The following is a 21,167-nucleotide window of genomic DNA, read 5'->3' on the forward strand; positions in this document are numbered from 1 at the left end:
TACTGCCATCGCAACCATCGTTTGGCTCAACTGCACTTGGAGTAATTATGCCAGTTTTGCCACAAGCTTGTCCGTCAAGTGACGTGCTATCTTATCAATGGCCAATATATCTTCGATATCAGCAGCGGCATCTAAGGGTGGCAACTGTATATCATTCAAAGCTTGCTCATTAATATCTGCAATATCAGTCAAGCGTATTTGACCATTCAAAAATGCGGCGACTGCAATTTCATTTGCTGCATTTAAGACAATAGTCGCCTGTGTACCAGTTTGCATGGCTTGACGCGCCAAACGTAGACAGGCAAATTTTTGTAGATCAGGCTCAATAAATTCTAAACCACTGAGTGCAAACAAATCTAAAGGCTGCGAGCCACTATCAATACGATTCGGGTAGCTGAGTGCATGAGCGATTGGCGTTTTCATGTCTGGACTGCCCAGTTGCGCTAAAAAACTGCCATCACTATATTCTACCATTGAGTGAATGATACTTTGTGGGTGAATCACCACATTTATCTTGTCTTCAGGCAAGTCAAACAGATGACAGGCCTCTATCAACTCAAGTCCTTTGTTCATCATCGTGGCCGAGTCGACAGATATTTTTTGCCCCATTGACCAGTTAGGATGTTTGACCGCTTGGGCCACACTTGCTTGCTGCATCTGCTCAAATGATTGTTGCAAGAATGGGCCGCCAGAGGCAGTCAGCCATAGCTTACGGACACCATGGTCTGGCTCATGAATTTGGGTGTTGTCTTGTTGAATAGCAGGCGGTAAACATTGAAAAATAGCATTGTGCTCAGAGTCGAGTGGCAGCAACGTGGCTTTATGCGTTTTGACTGCATTGATCATGACTTGCCCTGCCATCACTAGGGCCTCTTTGTTAGCAAGCAAAATACGCTTGCCTGCACGCGCTGCGGCTAAAGTAGACGGCAGCCCTGCTGCACCTACGATGGCGGCAACAACAGTATCAGTTTGCGGATCAGTGGCGATATCTACTAGCCCTTCTTCTCCGCCTACGACATCACTATCGATTCCTGCTGCTTTGAGCCGTTTAGCAAAATCGTCTACCGCTGCCATTGGCACACTAACGCGCTTTGGCAAGAACTGCTGACACAGTGCAAACAGCTTGTCTAAACGGTAGTAGCCTGATAATGCGTAGACTTCGTAGAGATGTGGCTGCACAGCCAAAATTGCTAACGTACTATCGCCAATCGAGCCTGTCGCGCCTAATACGGCGATGCGTTGGGTCATAACCATTGATGCCTATGATATTTAGAAAGTAAAAGAAGAATAAACAAGATATGAAAAACTATAAAATGATGTAATCGTAAATAAGGCTGTCTATGGGATGCTCGCCAAGACAGTCACTTAGCTTGAGTATCATACTCACACAACCAGCTAAGCGACCCTGTCATTTTATACCACTATTAAACCCAGCTGCTGTATCAGCCAAAAACCAAGGGCAAATATAGGCGTGGCAGATAACAATGAATCAATGCGATCTAATATACCGCCATGACCTGGCAAAATAGTTCCAGAGTCTTTGACATCAGCACGACGTTTGAGCATTGATTCAAACAAATCGCCAAGTACAGAGGCAAGAATAGTGATTGCAGATAGTGCGGCAAAAGCAATTAGCGCAAGTCCTGTCAGCTGTAGCTGGAACACACTGATCGCAACCACTACCAGTAAACCGGTAACCAAGCCACCAGCTAAGCCCTCCATACTTTTATTGGGTGAGACATTGGGTGCCATCTTTCGGCGACCAAGCTTACGGCCAACGAAGTAAGCACCACTGTCAGCGCACCATACCAATAAGAACACGTAAAGGAGCCACCATGCTGATAGCTGCCACAGATAAAACATCGCTGTGATTGACGCTGTCAAAATGACCACACCCATCAATGCTAGTTGTTTACCATACCATTTGGTCTGCGTGGGGAATACTTTGACCCAAGATAACGCCATCAGCCATATGACTAGTGAAGCAATCCACCAGAAGAGCCAAGTTACCTTGAACATAAGCGACAATACAGTGATGACGAATACCAATAACACAAATACAATCGGCTGACGCCATTTCGGCATTAGTTTTGCCCACTCGTGAGCCGCAATAACCACGCCAACCGCTAGCAGCGGCGCAAATAAAACAGGTGTTTGGCTCGCAAACATTGCAATACCAACGATAATAACGAGAACAATTGCCGTCTTAATTCGTTGCCACATACTTATCGAGCCTTATAATGATGATGAAAATACAGCCAAGAGATGTATTGTAGTTGCTAGTCGATTATCGCCCAATAACAGCAGTGACACTAATTAAAGCGGTTTATCATTTCACAAGCAAGCGATATTGACCACTTATAGTGTACTCATTGAATTTGTACAATAACGCGTGCTTCAGTGGCTTTGCTGCTCTGTCACAACCTGCTCGCTAGTTTTGCCAAAGCGGCGTTGACGCTGTGCAAACTCGGCAAGCATCGAAGCAAGTTCTTGTGGGACAAAATCTGGCCATAAAGTTGGCGTAAAAAACAACTCGGCGTAGGCCGCTTGCCACAACAAGAAATTAGATATCCGGTAGTCACCGCCTGTACGCACCAGCATATCTACTGCTGGTACGTCGGCCAGTTGTACCTGCTCACCAAGCCTCTCAGCGTTGATATCTTCAGGATTGAGATCACCTGACTGCACCTGATGTGCCAGTTTTTTTGCAGCGTGGGCAATATCCCACTGTCCACCATAACTGATGGCAATCACTAACGTCATGGCCTCAAAGTTCGCGGTCTTTTGCTCAGCATCTAGCATTAATGCTTGCAGCTCTTCACTAAGCTGACTGCGATCACCAATGAAACGCAAACGAATGCGGTATTTATGCATACGCGGCATTTGCTCATTGATGGTCGATGCCAATAGTTGCATCAATAGTGCGACCTCACTAGGTGGACGTTGCCAATTTTCACTAGAAAACGCAAATACGGTCAGCACTTCGATACCAACATCGACACAATACTCAACCAAAGGATCTAGCGCATTTTTACCAGCGATATGACCTTGGCCCTTACCCAATTTATTGGCTTTACCGTAGCGATTATTGCCATCCATAATGATAGCGATATGATGAGGAAGAACAGTAGGTGCAATAGCGGCTGGAGAGGACATAGGCAAACTTGCTTATTATTAAGGTGAAACAATGATAACGTGTGCAGCAGCGATTAAAAAGCGTCATGTAAATAATTCACAAACTTATCGTCATTGAGAGATAAAATCCCTTAATAGATTGTAAACTAAACCATCTAATCTATAGTCTGCCATGTTGTGGGCAAACACTACAAAGTTATGGATAGATCAATAAATGCATATCGATATATCCAAGAATAAACAGCCAATAGTTATCACGTATTGGCTGTCACATTATAAATAGTCGATTGAATTGAGCATTGCTATAAATAGCAAGTGTATCAATATCAGACTTCCATCAGGTCGCTTTCTTTTTTGCTTAAGCGACTATCGATAGTTTCGATATATTTGTCAGTGATTTTTTGAATATCATCATTGGCGCGGCGCTCGTCATCTTCTGAGATTTCTTTTTCTTTTGCCAAATCTTTGATGTCATTCATCATATCACGGCGGATATTACGGATAGATACACGGCTGCTCTCCGCTTCTCCGCGTGCAAGTTTTTGCATGTCGCGGCGAGTGTCTTCTGTCAATGCTGGCATTGGCACACGAATCACATCAGCAGTCATTGGGTTTAGACCCAAGTCCGCTTCACGAATAGCCTTATCTACTGCTTGAACCATGGTACGGTCAAACGGCTGAACCAATAAGGTACGTGAGTCTTCAACGTTTACGCTTGCAACTTGGTTTAGCGGTGTATCAGAACCGTAGTAGCTGACCATGACACCTGACAACATGCCTGGATGGGCACGTCCAGTACGGACTTTACTAAAAGTGCTCTCAAGCGCTTCTAGTGTTTTTTGCATGCGTGATTCGCCGTCTTGCTTAATCTCTTTAATCATTATGTGTCCTTATTTATCGCTATCGACAAATTTTTTATTTACTATTAGGGTGTTAATTATGAGCTGCTTGCTAAACTCTGCGTTCAGTGCCACATCAATTAATGAAAAACGCGTGTCCCTTCGTTTTCGCCCATGATGACGTTCAACAGGGCATTGGGTTTGGTCATGTCAAAGACTTGTAGCGGTACATTATGCTCACGGCACAACGCAATAGCCGTCAAATCCATCACGCCAAGTTTTTGCTCTAGCACTTCATCAAAAGTGAGACCATCGTATTTTTTGGCATCAGCGTGTAGACTTGGGTCTTTGTCATAAACCCCATCAACCTTAGTTGCTTTTAGGATCAAGCCCGCTTCGATCTCGATACCGCGCAGACATGCTGCTGTATCAGTCGTAAAGAATGGATTGCCCGTCCCTGCAACGAAGATACAAACTTCACCATTTTTGAGATAACGAATCGCATTACGACTGCTATAACTTTCGGTAACCTCACCAATTGGCAATGCTGACATCAGGCGCGTTTTGATATTACGACGCTCAAGGGCATCACGCATCGCCAGACCATTCATTACCGTCGCTAGCATACCCATCTGATCACCAGTGACACGGCCAACCAAGCCTTCTTTTTGTAACTGTGCACCGCGATATAAGTTACCACCGCCGACCACGATACCGACCTGAACCCCTAATCCGCGCAAGTGAGCGATAGACAGGCTCATTTTATCAAGCACTTCGGTATCAATACCCATGTCTTTGCTACCAGCCAAGGCTTCGCCAGAGAGTTTTAGCAAGATACGAGCGTAACGCGGGTTTTTGTCAGACATGAGGTCACCTTATTATCATGAAATTATAAAGAAAATTATGGGTAAAACACAAATCAAGTTTGGTCGCAACGCTGCACTTAAAGACAAGCGTATTAAACAGGCTAAATTGCGCTAATTGTAGCAAAAACTGCCCGCCATTGGGCAATTTTCACTCGTATATCTTGTCAAATGCCTAACCTTGATAACTGGCAAATAGATCGTACTCACTAGCATCATCAATCGTCACAGTCAGGAACTGCCCAACTTTGACTTGATCGTTGATCTCATCGACATAGACGTGACCGTCGATCTCAGGGGCATCCGCATAACTGCGGCAGATAGCAATATTCTCATCACTATCAATCTCATCGACCAATACCATTAAGGTTTTACCTACTTTTTCTTGCAGTTTTTGTGCTGAGATATCTTGTTGCAACGCCATCAAGCGCTCGTAGCGAGACTGCTTAATATCTTCAGGCACATGATCTGGCAAATCATTGGCAACAGCGCCTTCTACTTCTGAATACGTAAAGGCACCTACGCGATCTAGGCGAGCCTCTACTAACCAATCAAGCAAGCACTGAAAGTCTTCTTCGGTCTCACCCGGGAAACCGACCACGAAGGTCGAACGAATCACAATATCAGGACAGATATCACGCCATGCTTTGATACGCGCTAAGGTGTTTTCGCTGTGCGCAGGACGTTTCATCGCTTTTAGGATACGATGGCTGGCGTGCTGAAACGGAATATCCAGATAAGGCAACAGTTTCTTCTCGCCCATCAATTCCACAACTTTATCTACGTGTGGATATGGATAGACATAATGCAAGCGCACCCAAATCCCTAGATCATTCAATGCTTGGCACATGTCATAAAATTTAGACTTGAGCGGCATGCCATTCCAAAAACTGGTCTTATACTTTAGATCAAGGCCATAGGCTGAAGTATCTTGCGAGATGATAAGCAGCTCTTTCACGCCCGCCTTTTTGAGCGCCATGGCTTCATTCATAACATTGTCAATCGGACGCGATGCCAAATCACCACGTAGACTTGGAATAATACAGAACGTACAGCGATGATTACAGCCTTCTGATATCTTTAGATACGCATAATGACTTGGGGTGAGTTTGATACCCGCCTCATCAATCAGATCTATTTTTGGATCATAGTTGGCATCCAAGCTACGGTTTGGCTTTGGCACGTGCTGTGCAACTGCCGTAATTACTTCGTCATAGGCATGTGCGCCCGTCACTGCGAGTACAGCAGGGTGCATCTCACGGATTTTATCCGCCTCTTTACCCAGACAGCCCGTGACAATCACCTTGCCGTTCTTGCTAATGGCCTCGCCGATCGCGTCAAGTGACTCTTGAACCGCTGACTCAATAAAGCCGCAGGTATTAACCACGACCAAATCAGCACCATCGTAGTCGCTGGCAACTTGATAGCCATCACGGCTCAGCTCAGTGATGATACGCTCACTATCTACTAAGGCTTTTGGGCACCCTAGTGACACAAACCCAATCTTTGGTGCAGCGCTGACTGGCATCGTAGCCGTGGCATTCGCTGTCGAGGCTGAAGTGGCATGGCTACTTTGGACAATGCTGCGGTTTTGATTGTGGTTGGCTTTATGATGATAAGGTTGGCTAGTATTAGCTTGGCTGCTATCTGTCTGGCTCTGCTCTTTTGCCACAGCTGGCTTGGCAGGATTAAAGACGGTGGCAGTATCTTTTACGGCTGACGTAGGGATTGTCGTTGTCGTATTCACTGACTCGGTAGAAGTTTTGGACATGGCTGACCTTGCTAGAGATAAATTGGCTGAGCGCATTGTACGTTTTTTTTGCAAAAATCACCAGTTTTGCCGCTCTATAGTCTTGATTTGTGGTTAAATATTCAATCAAACATCCTATTTTTTGGGTAACATCCATGACCGCTGATTTTATCACTACCAAAACCACACCTGATTTAGCATTTGTATCACAGCATCTATTTACTGCTATTTTATGGGTTAATGACCAGTTATCGATTACACGTTTAAATGCACAAGCAGAGCAATTGCTGGCTATTAGCAGTGGAAGGTTAATCAATCAGTCTATCTTAACGCTATTGGCACCTGAAGAATTAAAACCCAAGGAAAGCGCCACTTTGGATAATAGCGACAGTAGTGAGAATGGGCATCTGGACGAGCCTATCTGCTCTTTAAGAGAGCGTTTTAGTCAAGCGCAAGATTACCAGCAACCGTTTATTGACCATGATCACCTCATCAAGACGCCATTAAATGGCAACCTACTACTCTCTGTTGACTATAGCGTGACGCCTGTGATCTATGAGCAGCAGTCATACTTCATCATTGAGATGTGGGGTAAAGATCGTCAAAGCCGTATATCAGAGGAGCAGCGACAGCAGCAACAATATGCCGTTGCCCGTCATATGCTGCGGTCAGTCGCTCACGAGATCAAAAACCCACTCGCAGGTATCCGCGGTGCCGCGCAATTATTGCAGCGACAATTTATCAAATTCAGTGATGTCACGACCACCAACAAGGATGCTACCGCTAGCAATACCTCATCGAGTATCAGCCCTGATACAAACAATGATTTGCAAAAAATGAATCAAAAACTGCGCAACTATACTGATATCATCATCTCAGAGACCGATCGCTTGACACATCTGATTGGGCAGTTGCTTGGCTCCAACCAACTACCAAACTGGCAGACACTGAATGTCCATGAACCCCTAGAGCATGTGCTGACTTTAGTCGTCAGCCAGTATCCAAAAATAGCTATACAGCGCGATTATGATTTGTCATTGCCTGAGTTATGCGCTGATAAAGATCAGTTGATTCAGGTATTTTTGAACATTATCAATAATGCTTGTGAATCTATGACTGAGTTTGAGCAAACGCTACAACAAAACAAACTCTCTGACGCTGAGGGCGCATCATCCGCTGACGTGCAAGCCAATATAAATTCTGATTATCAGCCAACTCTGCACATCCAGACTCGCGTTGCCTTTCAGCACACCATTATAGGACAGCAGCACAAGCAAGTATTGCAAATCACCATTACCGATAATGGTTCAGGCATTGATCCTGCACTCATTGGACAGATATTTTTCCCGATGGTGACTAGCCGTGCTGCAGGCACTGGTCTTGGGCTATCCATCGTGCAAGATATCATTAGCCACCACCATGGTATGATTGATGTGAGTTCTACAAAAGAAGCCAGTGACAATCAAACACGTTTTACGCTATATCTGCCCTTTACTCAGCCTATCGCTGAAACGTAGAACACATTATGCTCTAAAACTGCTAAATTATAAGACGCTCAATCCCAAACCAACAATAACAATTGCTCATTAGGCCCGATACATGACCGAATATAGTGATAACCACAAACCTAAAAGCGATGCCAGATCCCCAATAGTAACCGTTAATAATATCCCTAGCGACCACCCTGCTACGCTATGGTTGATCGATGATGATGCTGCACTGCGTATGGTTTTGGCAGATACGTTTGAAGATGCAGGACTGACGGTAATCAGTTTTACCCAAGCGCAAGCAGCATGGACTCGTCTCAACGATTCGTTAAAACAACCAGAATCAGACGCTCAGCTACCAGATGTCATATTAACTGATATTCGTATGCCCATGATGGATGGTCTGTCATTTAGCGACTGGGTACATCAGCACTTTCCTGATATGCCAATTGTCATCATGACAGCGCATTCAGACCTCACTTCTGCTATCAATAGCTATCAGACAGGTGCCTTTGAATACTTGCCCAAGCCCTTTGACTTAGATGATGCCGTGGCTACTATCTACAAAGCCATCAATTACCAGCCAAACATGGCCGCAGCTGACTATCCAAGCGAACCTGACAGTCAGCTCTCCACCACTGATACCTCTGAGAGTGATGTAAAACCTATAGCAACCAGCCCACCTACCAAAAACGCTAAAAATGACGCTGAAGTGATCCCTGATCCAAAAAACAATGGTAATCCTAGCGGTATAGTGGGTCAGTCACAGGCTATGCAAACGGTGTTTCGCGCCATTGGTCGATTGGCACAGTCGCCTATTTCTGTGTTGATCACAGGAGAGTCTGGCACAGGTAAAGAATTGGTCGCCAGTGCCCTGCACCAACACTCACCGCGTAAGCAGCAGCCTTTTATCGCACTTAACATGGCAGCGATACCTCATGATTTGATTGAATCTGAGTTATTTGGTCATGAAAAAGGCGCATTTACTGGTGCAACGACAACCCGGCAAGGTCGCTTTGAGCAGGCTGATGGTGGGACGTTGTTTTTGGATGAAATCGGTGACATGCCTTTTAGCACTCAAACGCGCTTGCTGCGTGTACTGGCTAATGGCGAGTTTTACCGCGTTGGTGGACAGCAGCCTATCCAAGTAGATGTACGTATCATTGCGGCTACTCACCAAAACTTAGAAGAGCTGGTCACCCAAAACCGATTTCGTGAAGACTTATTTTATCGACTCAATGTCATTCGTCTACCGCTACCACCACTGCGCAAACGTCCCGAAGATATTCCAGCATTAGCGGCTCACTTTATGCAGTCTGCCGCTGAGCAGATGAACACGGCCGCCAAGCATTTGCATCCTGCTGCCGTACAGATCATGCAAGCCTTTGACTGGCGAGGTAATGTCCGTCAACTTGAAAATGTCTGCTTATGGCTCACAGTAATGGCGACTGGTGATACCGTGACGGCGGCAGACTTGCCACCTGAGCTGCTCGAAAACATCCCAGCAGATGCAGAGCTGTACCAAGAGCATGGTCTATCACCGCAAGAAATAACTCAAACTCCTGCACTACAAAACAGCGACGCTGCCATAAATAATGCTCAAGACGCTCCAAGCATCGAAGCCAGTCACACTCTTACAAACCCAAGTTGGCAGCAAGTACTTGCTATTTGGGCCGAGCAATCTCTCAACACAGGCGAGACTGATATTTTACAAACCGCAACGCCTGAGTTCGAACGGGTCTTATTGACGGCAGCGCTCAATCATAGCGGCGGTAAAAAGATAGAGGCGGCAAGTTTGCTCGGCTGGGGGCGCAATACCCTAACCCGTAAATTACAGCAACTAGATATCTCTGCACCAAGAGTACCTTCCAAAGATTAATTGAGGGTTAAAGACGCTAAATTTAAATGCTATTAAAATCAGATATTTATAGAAATAACGAAAAATAATTGCGAAATAGTTAAAAATAAATGCAAATAGGGGTTGACCAAAAATTCAAACTCTATATAATAGCCAACCACTGAGACGCACTACCGAATCAGTTAACTGTCTAGATAGCGTTTGAATTTAATCGCTTTTGATGATAGAGTAACGGAAAATGGGGCTGTGGCGGAATTGGTAGACGCACCAGATTTAGGTTCTGGCGCCGCAAGGTGTGAGAGTTCGAGTCTCTCCAGCCCCACCATTTTCGGATAGTACATCTTAGACCAAATATCAAAACCTGCTTTTTAGCAGGTTTTTCTGTGTCTGTAATTTACTACTCACCATTACAATCTTTTAAAGCCTCCAATATAGCTTCCATGCTCTGATATCGTTTCTCTACTCGCTTCGCCAGCATCTTATCGACAATGCCTTGATAGTGAGCGCATGCTATTGGCAGCCTAATAATAGGTTGTTGGCAGTGCCTAATTGCCCAGTCTGTCATCGGTTGCTGACTTTTAGAATTTATACTAAATGGTCGCACGCTCGTCAGTATCTCAACCATCATGTTACCAAACGCGTAAATATCACTTTGTATGGTTGCCTTTTGCCCTTGCCAACGCTCAGGCGCTAAGTATGCTGGTGTGCCGCTAGCAGAATTTATTGCGTTTGCTTGATCACTTCTTTGGGCTAATGCAAAATCCGTCAGTAGTAAGTCAGCTGCTTTATGGTCGCTACCAGCATTATCCTTCGGGATGTTGCTAATATTGCTAAGCAAAAAATTACTGGGTTTAATATCATTATGCAGCCAACCAGCTGTGTGTAGACTGAGGATGAGCTGAGCGGACTGTACAAGCAAATGATGCTTTTGCTCGTCAGTTAGAAATGAGTGGCGCTGATGATTGAGCAGCTTGGCTAGGCTAGCATTTTCATAATACGGCATAACCAATACCGTTAATCGCTGAGGCTGCTCCAACGCTTGGATATCTATATCGTAATTGTCAAATACAGATGGTGTGATAGTAGTAAGTTGAATCTTCTGCGAAACACTTAGCGATTGTAATACGCTTATTTCATGATTCAGATCTGAGATATTTTGTGGCACATCTGAAGTGCTGGATATTTCCCATTTGATCATCACCCTGCCATACTGTAAATGTTGGGCGCGCGTGAGACCTTGATAGCAGTTTTGCTGCCTGCTCTGCCTGATATGTTGCGTGTCGCTCTCTTGAGTCTGCTCTGGGCTTCCCTCTCTGTATTGTTGACTAATACGCTGATGCACTATTTTACTATATGCTCGCTCTGACAATGCTTGGGTGATGACTGGCAATAGTTGCCTAGACTTCGCTTGCAAGGCTTGTTTAATAGGCGAATTACTGGCACTATTTTTCACAGTGTTGTTATCTATCATATTGCACCGCCCCAATCACGCCACCATCTTATTACCCAACCGCCACTTTACCACTAGAGTTATTATGTCACAGTCTACCCAATATGCCCTGCCCGCCTCCTTGTTAGAGTTGCTCAGTCAGTATCTGCAAGAGCACGTCACACCCACCATTGAGATTGACCCTGATCAACTGGCATATCGCTGGGTTGGTGGACGTACTGGTCACCTGCAGCCTTTATCGGTCAATCTATTTTTGAGTTTAGATGACTTGCAAGGTATCGATACGCAAAAATCAAAACTGGTACAGAACACGCGCCAATTTCTAAAAGGTTATCCCGCCAATCACGTTTTGATGACAGGCACACGCGGTGCCGGTAAATCTTCACTGATTCGCGCCTTGCTACAAGCGTATCATAGCGAAGGGTTGCGTATTATTGAGATTGCCCGTGATGACCTACAAGTACTGGATAAGATTCGCACTGCTATTAATGAGCTGCCAGCAGACTCGAACTGTCGCTACATCGTCTACTGTGATGACTTGGCGTTCAATGGTCAAGATGAAAGTTACCGCGCGCTAAAAAGCGTGCTGGATGGCGCGCTAGACTCTGAGCAAGACAAGCTACTGGTCTATGCCACCAGTAATCGCCGTCGTCTGCTCCCTCAGATGATGAAAGACAATCTTGATATTTATAATGGTCAGACCGACGAGGTTAACCCCTACGAGACTATTGATGAGACTGTGTCGTTGTCAGATCGGTTTGGCTTATCATTGACCTTTCATCCTATGGATCAACAGACTTATTTGCAAATTATTCAACATTACCTGAATTTAGAACAACGGAAAATCTCGGCACATACTGATCATGATGTGGAGGTGACTGCGGATGATGGCAGCTTGGCCAACAAGATAAGAATGGATGCTTTGCGCTGGGCCTCTGAACGTGGTGGGCGCTCAGGACGAGTGGCTTATCAATTTAGCCGTTACTGGAGCGGCAAGACGCAATTGGCGCTTGAGGACCACAAATAAGCAATAGCTGCTAATCCATACCCGTAACACCTTACCTATAAAGTCATGCCTATAAAGTTATGTCTATAAAGTTATGTCTATAAAGTTATGTCTATAAAGTCATAACTGATTGCTGCGTGCAGAACCCACATACTGTACGCGGTTATCTTGCTGGTCGTCTACCAAGGTGGCAGCACCATCGACCGTATATTGTGCAAAATCTGACGCTAACCATAGATTACCTTTATAGACACTTTGCGCATCTAAGCGGATATAGGCCATATTTGGTGTTTCGCTCTCTGGGTTATCAAAGCTTTGATAACGAGCGCTAAAATGGGTCAAAATCAGATTCTGCACACCTGTGTTTTGCGCGAAGGTACCCACTATATGCGCGCTACTATGCATGGGATCAAACTCTGGATTTCTGGCTTGAATAGCCATCAATACCTCATGCGTATAAGTGGCTTCGTGCACCAACAGATCTGTATCAGCAACAGCATCACTCAAGCATTCTGGCGTATCATTATCACCCGCCACCACTACTTTTGTACGCTGCATATCATTATAAACATAATCTGCTGAGCGCAATTGCTGACCATCCTCAGTGATAACATCGCAGCCTTGTTGTAATTTGCCCCATAGTGCACTTGCTGGAATACCATTCTCTTTGAGTTTATCAGTATTCAATAGTCGGCGACTGATGGTCTGAGCGATACCAAAACCATGGGACGGCACGCGATGCGATAGCGGGTAGACCTCTATCATAATCTGCTGCTGTCCATCTAACTCTAGCGTCACTTTACCTTTGTCACTCTCTTGTGAGAGTAAGTCTTCTATCGACACAAAATCGAGCGTAAATGGTAGGTATAGCTCAGTCGTTGAGACGATAGCCTCAAGTAAGGTAGCAATCGCATTGGGTGCAATGAGCGTTAGCGGATCACGGCGTCCTGACATCGCAGCACTCGCCAGCAATCCTGGTAGACCATAGCAGTGATCACCATGGACATGGGTGATACAGATAGCAGTCAATTGACGTAAAGACAGCTTGGTATGTAGCAGCTGCTGCTGTGTGCCTTCACCGCAATCAATGAGTAGCCAAGGACGTGATTTTTTATTTTGATTGCTACTATGCTGTGAGCGGCTCTGCTGCTTCGAACCAGAATTGTGAACATTCAAGCACTCGATTGCCAATGCAGTTACGTTACGCTGTTTGGTTGGCGCCCCGGCAGAGGTCCCCAAAAAGGTTAGCTTTAGCATAGATGGTGCCTTTTATTTGTCAGGGACATTTATTATGACCGCTGACATATCATGGTTCGTTGAGCCTCAATCATTTGCCCACCATTTGCGGTACACTCGTTGACCATGTTGGACTCATAAGACTTCCAACCACCATAAAAACTGGCAGCACATAGAATGACAACCAGTAGTTTTTGTGACCATGCCTTGATAGATACCTGCTGGCTGTCAATAGCTTGCCTATCTTGCATATTCTGTCCTGATGGCTGGTTGGAGTTAATGTTTTTGCTTAGATCTTTATGATTCGGTCTATTGGAATCTGTCATTGTTTTATCCTAAAAAAGGCTTTGCTTAAAAATAAACAAAACCTTTTATCTAAATATCTACTCGAGTAATAAGCCAAGTACTGAGCAGTGCTTATTGATAATACCAATTTGATAATACCAGCATTATCTAAAAATTAAGACGACCGCCTTTTTCTTCGGCGCGCTTAAAGGCATCTCGTTCTTCACAGCGTTGTAGCCACGTTAAGATATTGGCATATTTACTCTTATTGAGACCTGCGCCCGCGTTTGCGCCTACGACAGCAAGGTGCATCTGAATATCAGCAGCACTAAACTCACTACCTGCAAACCAATGATTTTTGCTCAAGTGCTGTTCCATCATGTTCAGCATTTTGTCCAAACCATTTCCGATCATGTTCTTTTCGACCTGACCTTGGATTTTTTTGCTAATCGGTTTGATCAGCATAGGCGACTGACTCACAACCTTTGTAAACACCAGACGCATAACCAACAACGGCATCAGCGAGGCTTCTGCAAAATGCAGCCAGAACGTATAGGCTTCCCACGCCGCTTCGTCACTATCGTCAGGCTTGAACTGTTTTTCTTTGTCGTAGTGCTTGATCAAATACTCAATAATGAATCCTGATTCAAGCAATACGCGATCGTCTACTTCTAGCATTGGCGCACTACCGATTGGGTGCACTTTTTTTAGACTATCAGGGGCGCGGTATGCTTTATTGCGCTCATAGCAAGTCAATTGATAATCGGCGTTTAGCTCTTCTAGTAGCCAAATGATACGAAACGAGCGTGAGTTTGCTAAATGATGAAGATGTAACATAAACCGTCCTAGTCATATATTGTTTTGGGTCAGTCCTGAGGTTTAAGAGGTACGTTCTTAGAGACAACCTTTTAGATACCGTCACTTAGAGACAGTTTCTCAAACATAATCTCTTAAACATAATTTCTTAAACATAGTGCAGCGCCCTTAATTAAGCGCAGCAGCATCTTCCTCGATAATAGCGTAATTTAATGCCCTTTGACACAGCAAGTTTGTAGAGTAATAGCAAAAAATCTTACCTACCAAGTCAGTTCTATTGGCTGCTATAGCGATACACTCATTAGCATTATGATAGATTTAGCGCTTCAATCTTGCGCGTCATCTTATCTATCTTTTGCTGGTATTTCTTAATTTGACGGAATCGATGCGCAATCAGCACGCCCTTGATACGGCGGTTTTTGAGACGACGACGCGGCGGAAAACTACCCACTTGTGGCTCATTGTAGCCATGTAAGCGATTGTCACGTTTGCGCGCCAGATAGCCAAGGGCACTATCCGCAATCATAATCAGCAATGCGATAAAAATCATGCTATACATCAGGATGGAGCCGCCCTCATGTAAATTACGGTCTAAAATTGCAATCGAGAATATAAATAGAAATACTGGCTCAAGGTAGCATAAAGTTCCAAACAGTGAGACCGGTAGCTTTTGACTCGCGACCATCGTCAATGACATTGCCGCAGTGCTAATAATGCCGAGTAAAGGCAACAGGTACCAAAGCTTATGGTTGGTGATTGCCACTTCAAAACCACCATTCATATACAGCGCGACCAATACCACTGGCAATAACAATACAAGATCAGAGATCAAACCAGTAATAGGTGGTACTGCCAGTTTACGGCGTAGCAGATAGTATGGTGGATAGCCCAAGCAAACAAATAAAGTCGCCCAAGAAATAGCCCCATATGCAAAGATATCGTAAGCGATACCGAGACCTGCACACACAATGGCAGCCCACTGAAGTAGACTCATGTCTTCGTTGTAAAAGAACCTGCCGACAACAATCATAATCATAGGATATAGGAAGTAACCCAAAGTGACCTCAAGTCCCAACCCATTGACTGGCGCCCACATAAATATCCAGATCTGCGCGCCCAAAATCGGTGTGGGTAATATAAACAACAACCACTCTTTTGCGTTCTTTAAAGTTTTTAGATAATCAAAAATGTGCTGCCATTGCTTTAGTACGCTGACCAGCAGCACCAGACTAAAAAACATCGTAAGCACACGCCACGAAGCGACTTGCGTACCTGATAAGGGTTGCAGAAGCAAACCAAATAAGAACAGCAAAGAGTATAAAAAGTTTGCAGCCACAGCAGTGATCGTACCCTGCGAGGTTTGGTTAGTAGTCAGCATCACAACAGCCTTTAGAGATTGGGGCACATCCTTGGCAATTTTTAAAAAAAACAAAAGCCTCAGACGAGAACGTCTGAGGCTTTTGCATATAAGGTCGTCGCGCAATCTAAGTTGAACGCTTTTGATGTGTTAGGCTTACATCATGGGGCGCATTATGTCAAAGTCAGAATAGATAAGCAATGCCAGTATGCATCTAGTAGATTAACTTCTACATTGAGTAAATTTAATGCAGATAAATGATTATTTTGCATCAAGTTTTTCGATTTTTTGCTGTATCTTACTCATCTTTTTTTGGTAGTGACGAATCTTACGAAAACGATGGGCTTTTAGTACGCCATCGATACGCTGATTGATAAAATGACGACGTGGCGGGAAGCCTCCTACCTGCGGCTCTCTATATCCATGAAGATGATCATCTCGGCGACGAGCCAGATACCCTGCCACACTATCAGCCATCATAACCACTAGTGCAAGCGTAATCATGCCGTACATAAAGAGCGAACCACCTTCTTCAAGGTTTTGGCTCAGAACCGTAATGGACAACACAAACAATAGCATCGGCTCTATATAGCTTAGTGCACCAAATAGTGACACTGGCAACTTACTACTCGCGACCATCGTCAGTGACATCGCCATCGCACTAAAAGCACCCAGCAGCGGCAGTAGATACCAAAACTTTATGTTCTGTGCTGCCACACTAAAACCACCGGTCATGTAGAGTACGATGAGCACCACGGGTGTCAATAATGCCAAATCAAACAGTAAGCCCGTGATGGGTGGTACAGAGAGGGTACGCCGAAGTAGATAATACGGCGGATAACCCAAACACACAAACAGCGTCACCCAAGACACCGAACCATATTGAAACACATCATAGCCAATACCTAACGCTGCAAATATCGCCGCCACACACTGCAAAGTACTCATGTGCTCATGGTAAAAAAACCGACCAAGCACGATCATCATCAATGGTAATAAAAAATAGCCTAGCGTTACATCCAAACCAAAGCCATTGACTGGCGCCCACATAAACAGCCATATCTGCCCGCCTAAGATTGGTGCAGGCAGTATAAATATCAGCCATTCTTTGGGCGTCTTTAGTGTTTTTATATACTCAAAGACATGCTGCCACTGTTTAGTCAAACTGAGCAATATCACCAAACTCAATAGCATCATGAGTACCCGCCATGACGCCACCTGTGTCCCTGACAAGGGCAACATGAATAGCCCAAACAAAAACATCATCGAGAACAAAAAGCTTGATGATACGGATGCAATCGTTCCCTGAAAAGTTTGATTGGTCGTGAGCATAACAACAGCCTTAAAAATAGAACCCTGTGTAAATTATTGAGAAAAATAAATCAAAAAACAAAAGCCTCCGACGAGAACGTCAGAGGCTTTTTTCTAGAACAATGATGTAAAACTAGACTGAAAAGCTAATTACTATAAGTATTATTTGTCATCATTTGGCGTATAATCATTTGCAATGTCGATAGCATCATTGGCATCGGTCATTGCGGTATTGTCAGTGGTCGCATCAATATCTATTTGCTCCTGACCTTCTACCTCAAATGTACCGTCTTCTCTCATGGCGTCGACTAACTCATCGTCGCTTTCTTCGTGCTCAACACGTGCCATAGCGACCAGCTTCTCATCTTTTGATAGACGGATAAGCGTGACACCCTGTGTATTACGACCAGAGCTGGCGACATGCTCAACTGGGGTACGTACGAGCGTTCCTTTATCAGAGATCAAAATAATATCATCGGTAGCGTCAACCTTGGTCGCTCGTACCAATGCGCCATTACGCTCGCTGGTCTTGATTGCAATCACACCGCCGCCACCACGGTTTTGTGTGTTGAACTCTTCGACAAAGGTACGTTTGCCAAAGCCATTTTCACAAGCAATCAGGATTTCACGTACGTCATCTTCGATAACGACCAGTGACTTTATAAATTCTTCAGCAGACAGACGCATACCGCGAACGCCTTTTGCTGTACGGCCCATCGCACGTGCATCATTTTCATCAAAACGAATTGCCTTGCCACTTGACGCAAACAACATCACTTCTTGGCTACCATTAGTAATACGCGCGCTAACCAATTTATCACCGTCTTCTAACCCGACTGCGATCAAGCCGTTCGATCTTATATTAGCAAATTGCTTGAGCTCTACCCGCTTGACGGTACCATTAGCCGTTGCAAAGAAAACAAATGGCGCTTCTGCTTCATTACTGTCTTCTGATAACTCATTATCTGTTGATGAATCGTCATCTTTTACAGGTGATTCTTCTACTATTTTTGGAATCGGTAGTATGGTCGTTACGGTCTCATCACTGTTTAGACCAATTAAGTTGACCAATGGACGACCACGAGCGCCGCGACTAGCGATCGGTACCTCAAAGCCTCGTAGACTAAAGACACGGCCACTATCAGTGAAACACAGTACTGTAGAATGCGTTGATGTCACGACTAAATGATCAATCACATCATCTTCTTTCATGGCTGTGGCAGACTTACCTTTACCGCCGCGTTTTTGTGCAACATAGTCATCGATTGGCTGAGTTTTGGCATAGCCAGTACGCGATACCGTCATAACGACAGTCTGCTCAGGGATAAGGTCTTCGCGACTAAAGTCCATACGCGAATCGATGATATCGGTACGGCGCTCATCACCGAAGTTATCACGAATCTCAATCATCTCATTAGAGATAATAGTCATTAGCTTATCAAAATCACCTAAAATAGACTCTAAGTGTGCAATCTCACGTAGCAAGTCTTGATATTCTTCGGTCAATTTATCTTGCTCAAGCCCAGTCAAGCGATGCAATTGCATGTCTAAAATCGCATTGACTTGTTCAAGTGACAAGCGATAACGCTCCTCGCCTTCAATTAAGCCAAATGGCGCTTTTGGATCTTCGCCTTCGATGAACTCAGGACGTACTGACTGGCTACCCGCAGCGGTAAGCATTGCAACGACGCTACCCGAACCCCACGTGTTATTTAATAAACTTTCACGTGCGAGGCCACGGTTTGCCGACGCTTTAATCGTTGCAATAATATCATCAATATTAGCTAGAGCAACGGTCAGACCTTCGAGCAAATGACCACGGACGCGTGCTTTGTTTAATTCATAAATCGTACGACGCGTCACTACTTCTTGACGATGGCGGACAAACGCAGCGATAAGCTGACGCAGAGTCAATAGCTTTGGCTGACCATTATCGAGCGCCACCATATTGATACTAAAGCTAGACTCTAGCGGCGTCTGTAAGAACAAGTTGTTGACGATAACCTCAGCGGTTTCGCCGCGACGTAAGTCAATAGCGATACGCATACCGTCTTTGTCAGACTCATCACGAATCTCGCTAATACCTTCGATTTTCTTATCACGAACCAGCTCTGCAATACGTTCAATCAATTTGGCTTTGTTTGCTTGATAAGGAACTTCGGTAAATACAATACGCTCGCGATCACGGTTGACCCCAGAGTTGCTCATTGGCTCGATATGATAGCGACCACGGATATGTAGACGGCCTTTACCCGTGCGATAAGCATCTAGGATACCTGCACGGCCATAGATAATACCGCCCGTTGGGAAATCAGGACCTGAAATATGCGACATCAGCTCTTCGGCTGAGACTTGAGGGTTTTCAACATAAGCCAAACACGCGTTAATCACTTCGGTCAGGTTATGCGGTGCCATATTGGTCGCCATACCAACGGCAATACCAGTGGCGCCATTGACCAATAGATTAGGAATACGCGCTGGCATCACGCTTGGCATGCGCTCAGAGCCATCGTAGTTGTCTTCCCAATCGACCGTATCTTTGTCCAAATCAGCCAGCATCTGGTGAGTCAGCTTGGTCATACGTACTTCGGTATAACGCATGGCGGCAGGAGGATCATCATCAATCGAACCAAAGTTACCTTGACCATCAACCATCGGATAGCGCAAGCTAAAGTCCTGCGCCATACGTACGATGGCATCATATACCGCGCTATCACCATGCGGATGATATTTACCGATGACATCACCCACCACACGTGCTGATTTCTTGTACGGTTTATTGTAGTCGTTAGATAGCACATGCATGGCATACATCACGCGGCGATGGACGGGTTTAAACCCATCACGCACATCAGGTAGCGCACGCGAGACAATCACGCTCATTGCATAATCCAGATAGGACTGCTTCAGTTCATCTACAATGCCAATAGGACTGACCGACTCGCTCATATACACTCCTTCACTCATATCCACGCTATTAATTTTGCAGGCTTTATAGATAGCGTATTTGCCTCATTAAATACTGATAAGAACCAATAAATATAACAAGCAAAGCAACACTATAAAGCGTGAAAAATATTGGGAAAATGATGATATTTTTGATAATAAATAAAAGAAGCTATTTTAGCACAAATTTGCTGATTTAGGGGTTCTGAGCGTCATTAAAATCAAGCAAAACAGCCTATTAACCCCAATATTTCAAACAATCAATATCCTTTAAAAATATATTACTAACAGGGACGTTTTGATTGGCTAATTTTGCTGTTTTTGGCCCATTTAGCCTGTTTGAATGGTTGTCAAGTAAATCGAAAACACGCTCTAGACAAAAAAAATTTAAACGCTACACTAACTCATCTTCTACAGTATGGCATGTTGAACACGCCCTACTTAAATAACGACCCAACAGGCTACTTATATTATGGATATCATTCTTGCGATTATTTGGATTTTAGCAATGGTGCTATATAGCTTTTCGAGTGATTATGTTGCCAGCTTTCCTAATCATAACAATCGTGCCGTACCTTATGTCCGCTGGGGAGCACTTTTGATTGCTATGGCTTTATCCGCGTACTTGGCACAAGCCTACCAAGAAAACCTACAAGGTAGTGGTATGTGGGTGTTTGTTATCGTCGTATTTATCATCATTGTTTTATCGAAATTCGTTTTTAAATGGGTTATTAATAGACGTTTAAAACGCTAGTCTGTACTGAATATTTTTTTATAGTCAAAGAAATCTAAAACAGCTACAAGACAGCCTACCGCAGATTGTACATA

General features: G+C 44.5%; 17 protein-coding genes and 1 tRNA gene. 5 read left to right on the forward strand and 13 right to left on the reverse strand.

Translation table 11 applies throughout. The features are described 5' to 3' along the window. Positions 1-45: 45 nt before the first annotated feature. From ispC to rimO, 6 genes are all read right to left on the reverse strand, one after another. The gene (ispC, locus tag AC5JPO_RS04720) at positions 46-1,254 is read right to left on the reverse strand and encodes a 1-deoxy-D-xylulose-5-phosphate reductoisomerase (RefSeq protein ID WP_493852549.1); all 1,209 of its coding nucleotides are present in this window, start codon (positions 1,252-1,254) and stop codon (positions 46-48) included. 159 nt (positions 1,255-1,413) lie between these two features. Continuing rightward, positions 1,414-2,223 carry a phosphatidate cytidylyltransferase gene (locus AC5JPO_RS04725; RefSeq protein WP_319050046.1) on the reverse strand — a complete coding sequence of 270 codons (810 nt, stop codon included), beginning with the start codon at positions 2,221-2,223 and terminating at the stop codon, positions 1,414-1,416. Positions 2,224-2,397: 174 nt separating this feature from the next. Then, entirely contained in the window at positions 2,398-3,156 is a 759-nt protein-coding gene (uppS, locus tag AC5JPO_RS04730) for a polyprenyl diphosphate synthase (RefSeq protein ID WP_493852548.1), read from the reverse strand. 305 nt (positions 3,157-3,461) lie between these two features. Further along, positions 3,462-4,016: a ribosome recycling factor gene (frr, locus tag AC5JPO_RS04735; RefSeq protein WP_319050044.1), complete on the reverse strand. Its 555-nt coding sequence runs from the start codon at positions 4,014-4,016 to the stop codon at positions 3,462-3,464. Between the two features lie 98 nt (positions 4,017-4,114). Next, complete coding sequence (gene pyrH / locus AC5JPO_RS04740) at positions 4,115-4,840, reverse strand: UMP kinase (RefSeq protein WP_319050043.1); 726 nt, start codon at positions 4,838-4,840, stop codon at positions 4,115-4,117. A 172-nt stretch (positions 4,841-5,012) separates the two neighbouring features. After that, a complete protein-coding gene (gene rimO, locus AC5JPO_RS04745) occupies positions 5,013-6,608 on the reverse strand; it encodes a 30S ribosomal protein S12 methylthiotransferase RimO (RefSeq protein WP_493852547.1) in 1,596 nt (531 codons plus the stop codon). Positions 6,609-6,742: 134 nt separating this feature from the next. Between rimO and AC5JPO_RS04750 the strand changes: the two genes are divergently transcribed. The 3 genes from AC5JPO_RS04750 (at position 6,743) to AC5JPO_RS04760 (ending at position 10,257) form a co-directional block, all read left to right on the forward strand. Next, a complete protein-coding gene (locus tag AC5JPO_RS04750) occupies positions 6,743-8,104 on the forward strand; it encodes a two-component system sensor histidine kinase NtrB (RefSeq protein ID WP_493853417.1) in 1,362 nt (453 codons plus the stop codon). Positions 8,105-8,186: 82 nt separating this feature from the next. Next, the gene (locus AC5JPO_RS04755; protein WP_493852545.1) at positions 8,187-9,953 is read left to right on the forward strand and encodes a sigma 54-interacting transcriptional regulator; all 1,767 of its coding nucleotides are present in this window, start codon (positions 8,187-8,189) and stop codon (positions 9,951-9,953) included. A 219-nt stretch (positions 9,954-10,172) separates the two neighbouring features. Beyond that, a tRNA-Leu gene (locus tag AC5JPO_RS04760) sits at positions 10,173-10,257 on the forward strand. 72 nt (positions 10,258-10,329) lie between these two features. Here AC5JPO_RS04760 and AC5JPO_RS04765 read toward each other — a convergent pair. After that, the gene (locus tag AC5JPO_RS04765) at positions 10,330-11,403 is read right to left on the reverse strand and encodes a protein kinase domain-containing protein (RefSeq protein ID WP_493852544.1); all 1,074 of its coding nucleotides are present in this window, start codon (positions 11,401-11,403) and stop codon (positions 10,330-10,332) included. Positions 11,404-11,467: 64 nt separating this feature from the next. Here AC5JPO_RS04765 and AC5JPO_RS04770 point away from each other — a divergent pair, with 64 nt between their 5' ends. Next, positions 11,468-12,409 carry an ATP-binding protein gene (locus AC5JPO_RS04770; RefSeq protein ID WP_493852543.1) on the forward strand — a complete coding sequence of 314 codons (942 nt, stop codon included), beginning with the start codon at positions 11,468-11,470 and terminating at the stop codon, positions 12,407-12,409. A gap of 99 nt (positions 12,410-12,508) precedes the next feature. On the opposite strand, the gene AC5JPO_RS04775 is transcribed toward AC5JPO_RS04770, so the two are convergent. The 6 genes from AC5JPO_RS04775 to gyrA all read right to left on the reverse strand — a co-directional run bounded on the left by AC5JPO_RS04775 (position 12,509) and on the right by gyrA (position 20,342). After that, positions 12,509-13,645, reverse strand: a complete 1,137-nt coding sequence (locus AC5JPO_RS04775; RefSeq protein WP_493852542.1) for a ribonuclease Z — start codon at positions 13,643-13,645, stop codon at positions 12,509-12,511. Between the two features lie 32 nt (positions 13,646-13,677). After that, positions 13,678-13,950, reverse strand: coding sequence for a hypothetical protein (locus AC5JPO_RS04780; RefSeq protein WP_493852541.1), 273 nt, complete (start codon positions 13,948-13,950; stop codon positions 13,678-13,680). 127 nt (positions 13,951-14,077) lie between these two features. Continuing rightward, positions 14,078-14,746, reverse strand: a complete 669-nt coding sequence (locus tag AC5JPO_RS04785) for a glutathione S-transferase (RefSeq protein ID WP_443524650.1) — start codon at positions 14,744-14,746, stop codon at positions 14,078-14,080. 286 nt (positions 14,747-15,032) lie between these two features. After that, the gene (rarD, locus tag AC5JPO_RS04790) at positions 15,033-16,103 is read right to left on the reverse strand and encodes an EamA family transporter RarD (protein WP_443524652.1); all 1,071 of its coding nucleotides are present in this window, start codon (positions 16,101-16,103) and stop codon (positions 15,033-15,035) included. A gap of 240 nt (positions 16,104-16,343) precedes the next feature. Next, on the reverse strand, positions 16,344-17,414 hold the full coding sequence (gene rarD, locus AC5JPO_RS04795; RefSeq protein ID WP_493853418.1) for an EamA family transporter RarD: 1,071 nt from the start codon (positions 17,412-17,414) through the stop codon (positions 16,344-16,346). Positions 17,415-17,555: 141 nt separating this feature from the next. Then, a complete protein-coding gene (gene gyrA, locus AC5JPO_RS04800) occupies positions 17,556-20,342 on the reverse strand; it encodes a DNA gyrase subunit A (RefSeq protein ID WP_493853419.1) in 2,787 nt (928 codons plus the stop codon). Between the two features lie 469 nt (positions 20,343-20,811). Between gyrA and AC5JPO_RS04805 the strand changes: the two genes are divergently transcribed. Continuing rightward, the gene (locus AC5JPO_RS04805) at positions 20,812-21,093 is read left to right on the forward strand and encodes a hypothetical protein (protein WP_493852537.1); all 282 of its coding nucleotides are present in this window, start codon (positions 20,812-20,814) and stop codon (positions 21,091-21,093) included. The last annotated feature ends 74 nt before the right edge of the window (positions 21,094-21,167 follow it).

The organism is Psychrobacter sp. H25, from assembly GCF_059076335.1.

Bases quoted from the DNA above. Each gene is read 5' to 3' on its own strand.
- ispC (WP_493852549.1), bottom strand. From the start codon at position 1,254: ATGGTTATGACCCAACGCATCGCCGTATTAGGCGCGACAGGCTCGATT.
- AC5JPO_RS04725 (WP_319050046.1), bottom strand. From the start codon at position 2,223: ATGTGGCAACGAATTAAGACGGCAATTGTTCTCGTTATTATCGTTGGT.
- uppS (WP_493852548.1), bottom strand. From the start codon at position 3,156: ATGTCCTCTCCAGCCGCTATTGCACCTACTGTTCTTCCTCATCATATC.
- frr (WP_319050044.1), bottom strand. From the start codon at position 4,016: ATGATTAAAGAGATTAAGCAAGACGGCGAATCACGCATGCAAAAAACA.
- pyrH (WP_319050043.1), bottom strand. From the start codon at position 4,840: ATGTCTGACAAAAACCCGCGTTACGCTCGTATCTTGCTAAAACTCTCT.
- rimO (WP_493852547.1), bottom strand. From the start codon at position 6,608: ATGTCCAAAACTTCTACCGAGTCAGTGAATACGACAACGACAATCCCT.
- AC5JPO_RS04750 (WP_493853417.1), top strand. From the start codon at position 6,743: ATGACCGCTGATTTTATCACTACCAAAACCACACCTGATTTAGCATTT.
- AC5JPO_RS04755 (WP_493852545.1), top strand. From the start codon at position 8,187: ATGACCGAATATAGTGATAACCACAAACCTAAAAGCGATGCCAGATCC.
- AC5JPO_RS04765 (WP_493852544.1), bottom strand. From the start codon at position 11,403: ATGATAGATAACAACACTGTGAAAAATAGTGCCAGTAATTCGCCTATT.
- AC5JPO_RS04770 (WP_493852543.1), top strand. From the start codon at position 11,468: ATGTCACAGTCTACCCAATATGCCCTGCCCGCCTCCTTGTTAGAGTTG.
- AC5JPO_RS04775 (WP_493852542.1), bottom strand. From the start codon at position 13,645: ATGCTAAAGCTAACCTTTTTGGGGACCTCTGCCGGGGCGCCAACCAAA.
- AC5JPO_RS04780 (WP_493852541.1), bottom strand. From the start codon at position 13,950: ATGACAGATTCCAATAGACCGAATCATAAAGATCTAAGCAAAAACATT.
- AC5JPO_RS04785 (WP_443524650.1), bottom strand. From the start codon at position 14,746: ATGTTACATCTTCATCATTTAGCAAACTCACGCTCGTTTCGTATCATT.
- rarD (WP_443524652.1), bottom strand. From the start codon at position 16,103: ATGCTGACTACTAACCAAACCTCGCAGGGTACGATCACTGCTGTGGCT.
- rarD (WP_493853418.1), bottom strand. From the start codon at position 17,414: ATGCTCACGACCAATCAAACTTTTCAGGGAACGATTGCATCCGTATCA.
- gyrA (WP_493853419.1), bottom strand. From the start codon at position 20,342: ATGAGCGAGTCGGTCAGTCCTATTGGCATTGTAGATGAACTGAAGCAG.
- AC5JPO_RS04805 (WP_493852537.1), top strand. From the start codon at position 20,812: ATGGATATCATTCTTGCGATTATTTGGATTTTAGCAATGGTGCTATAT.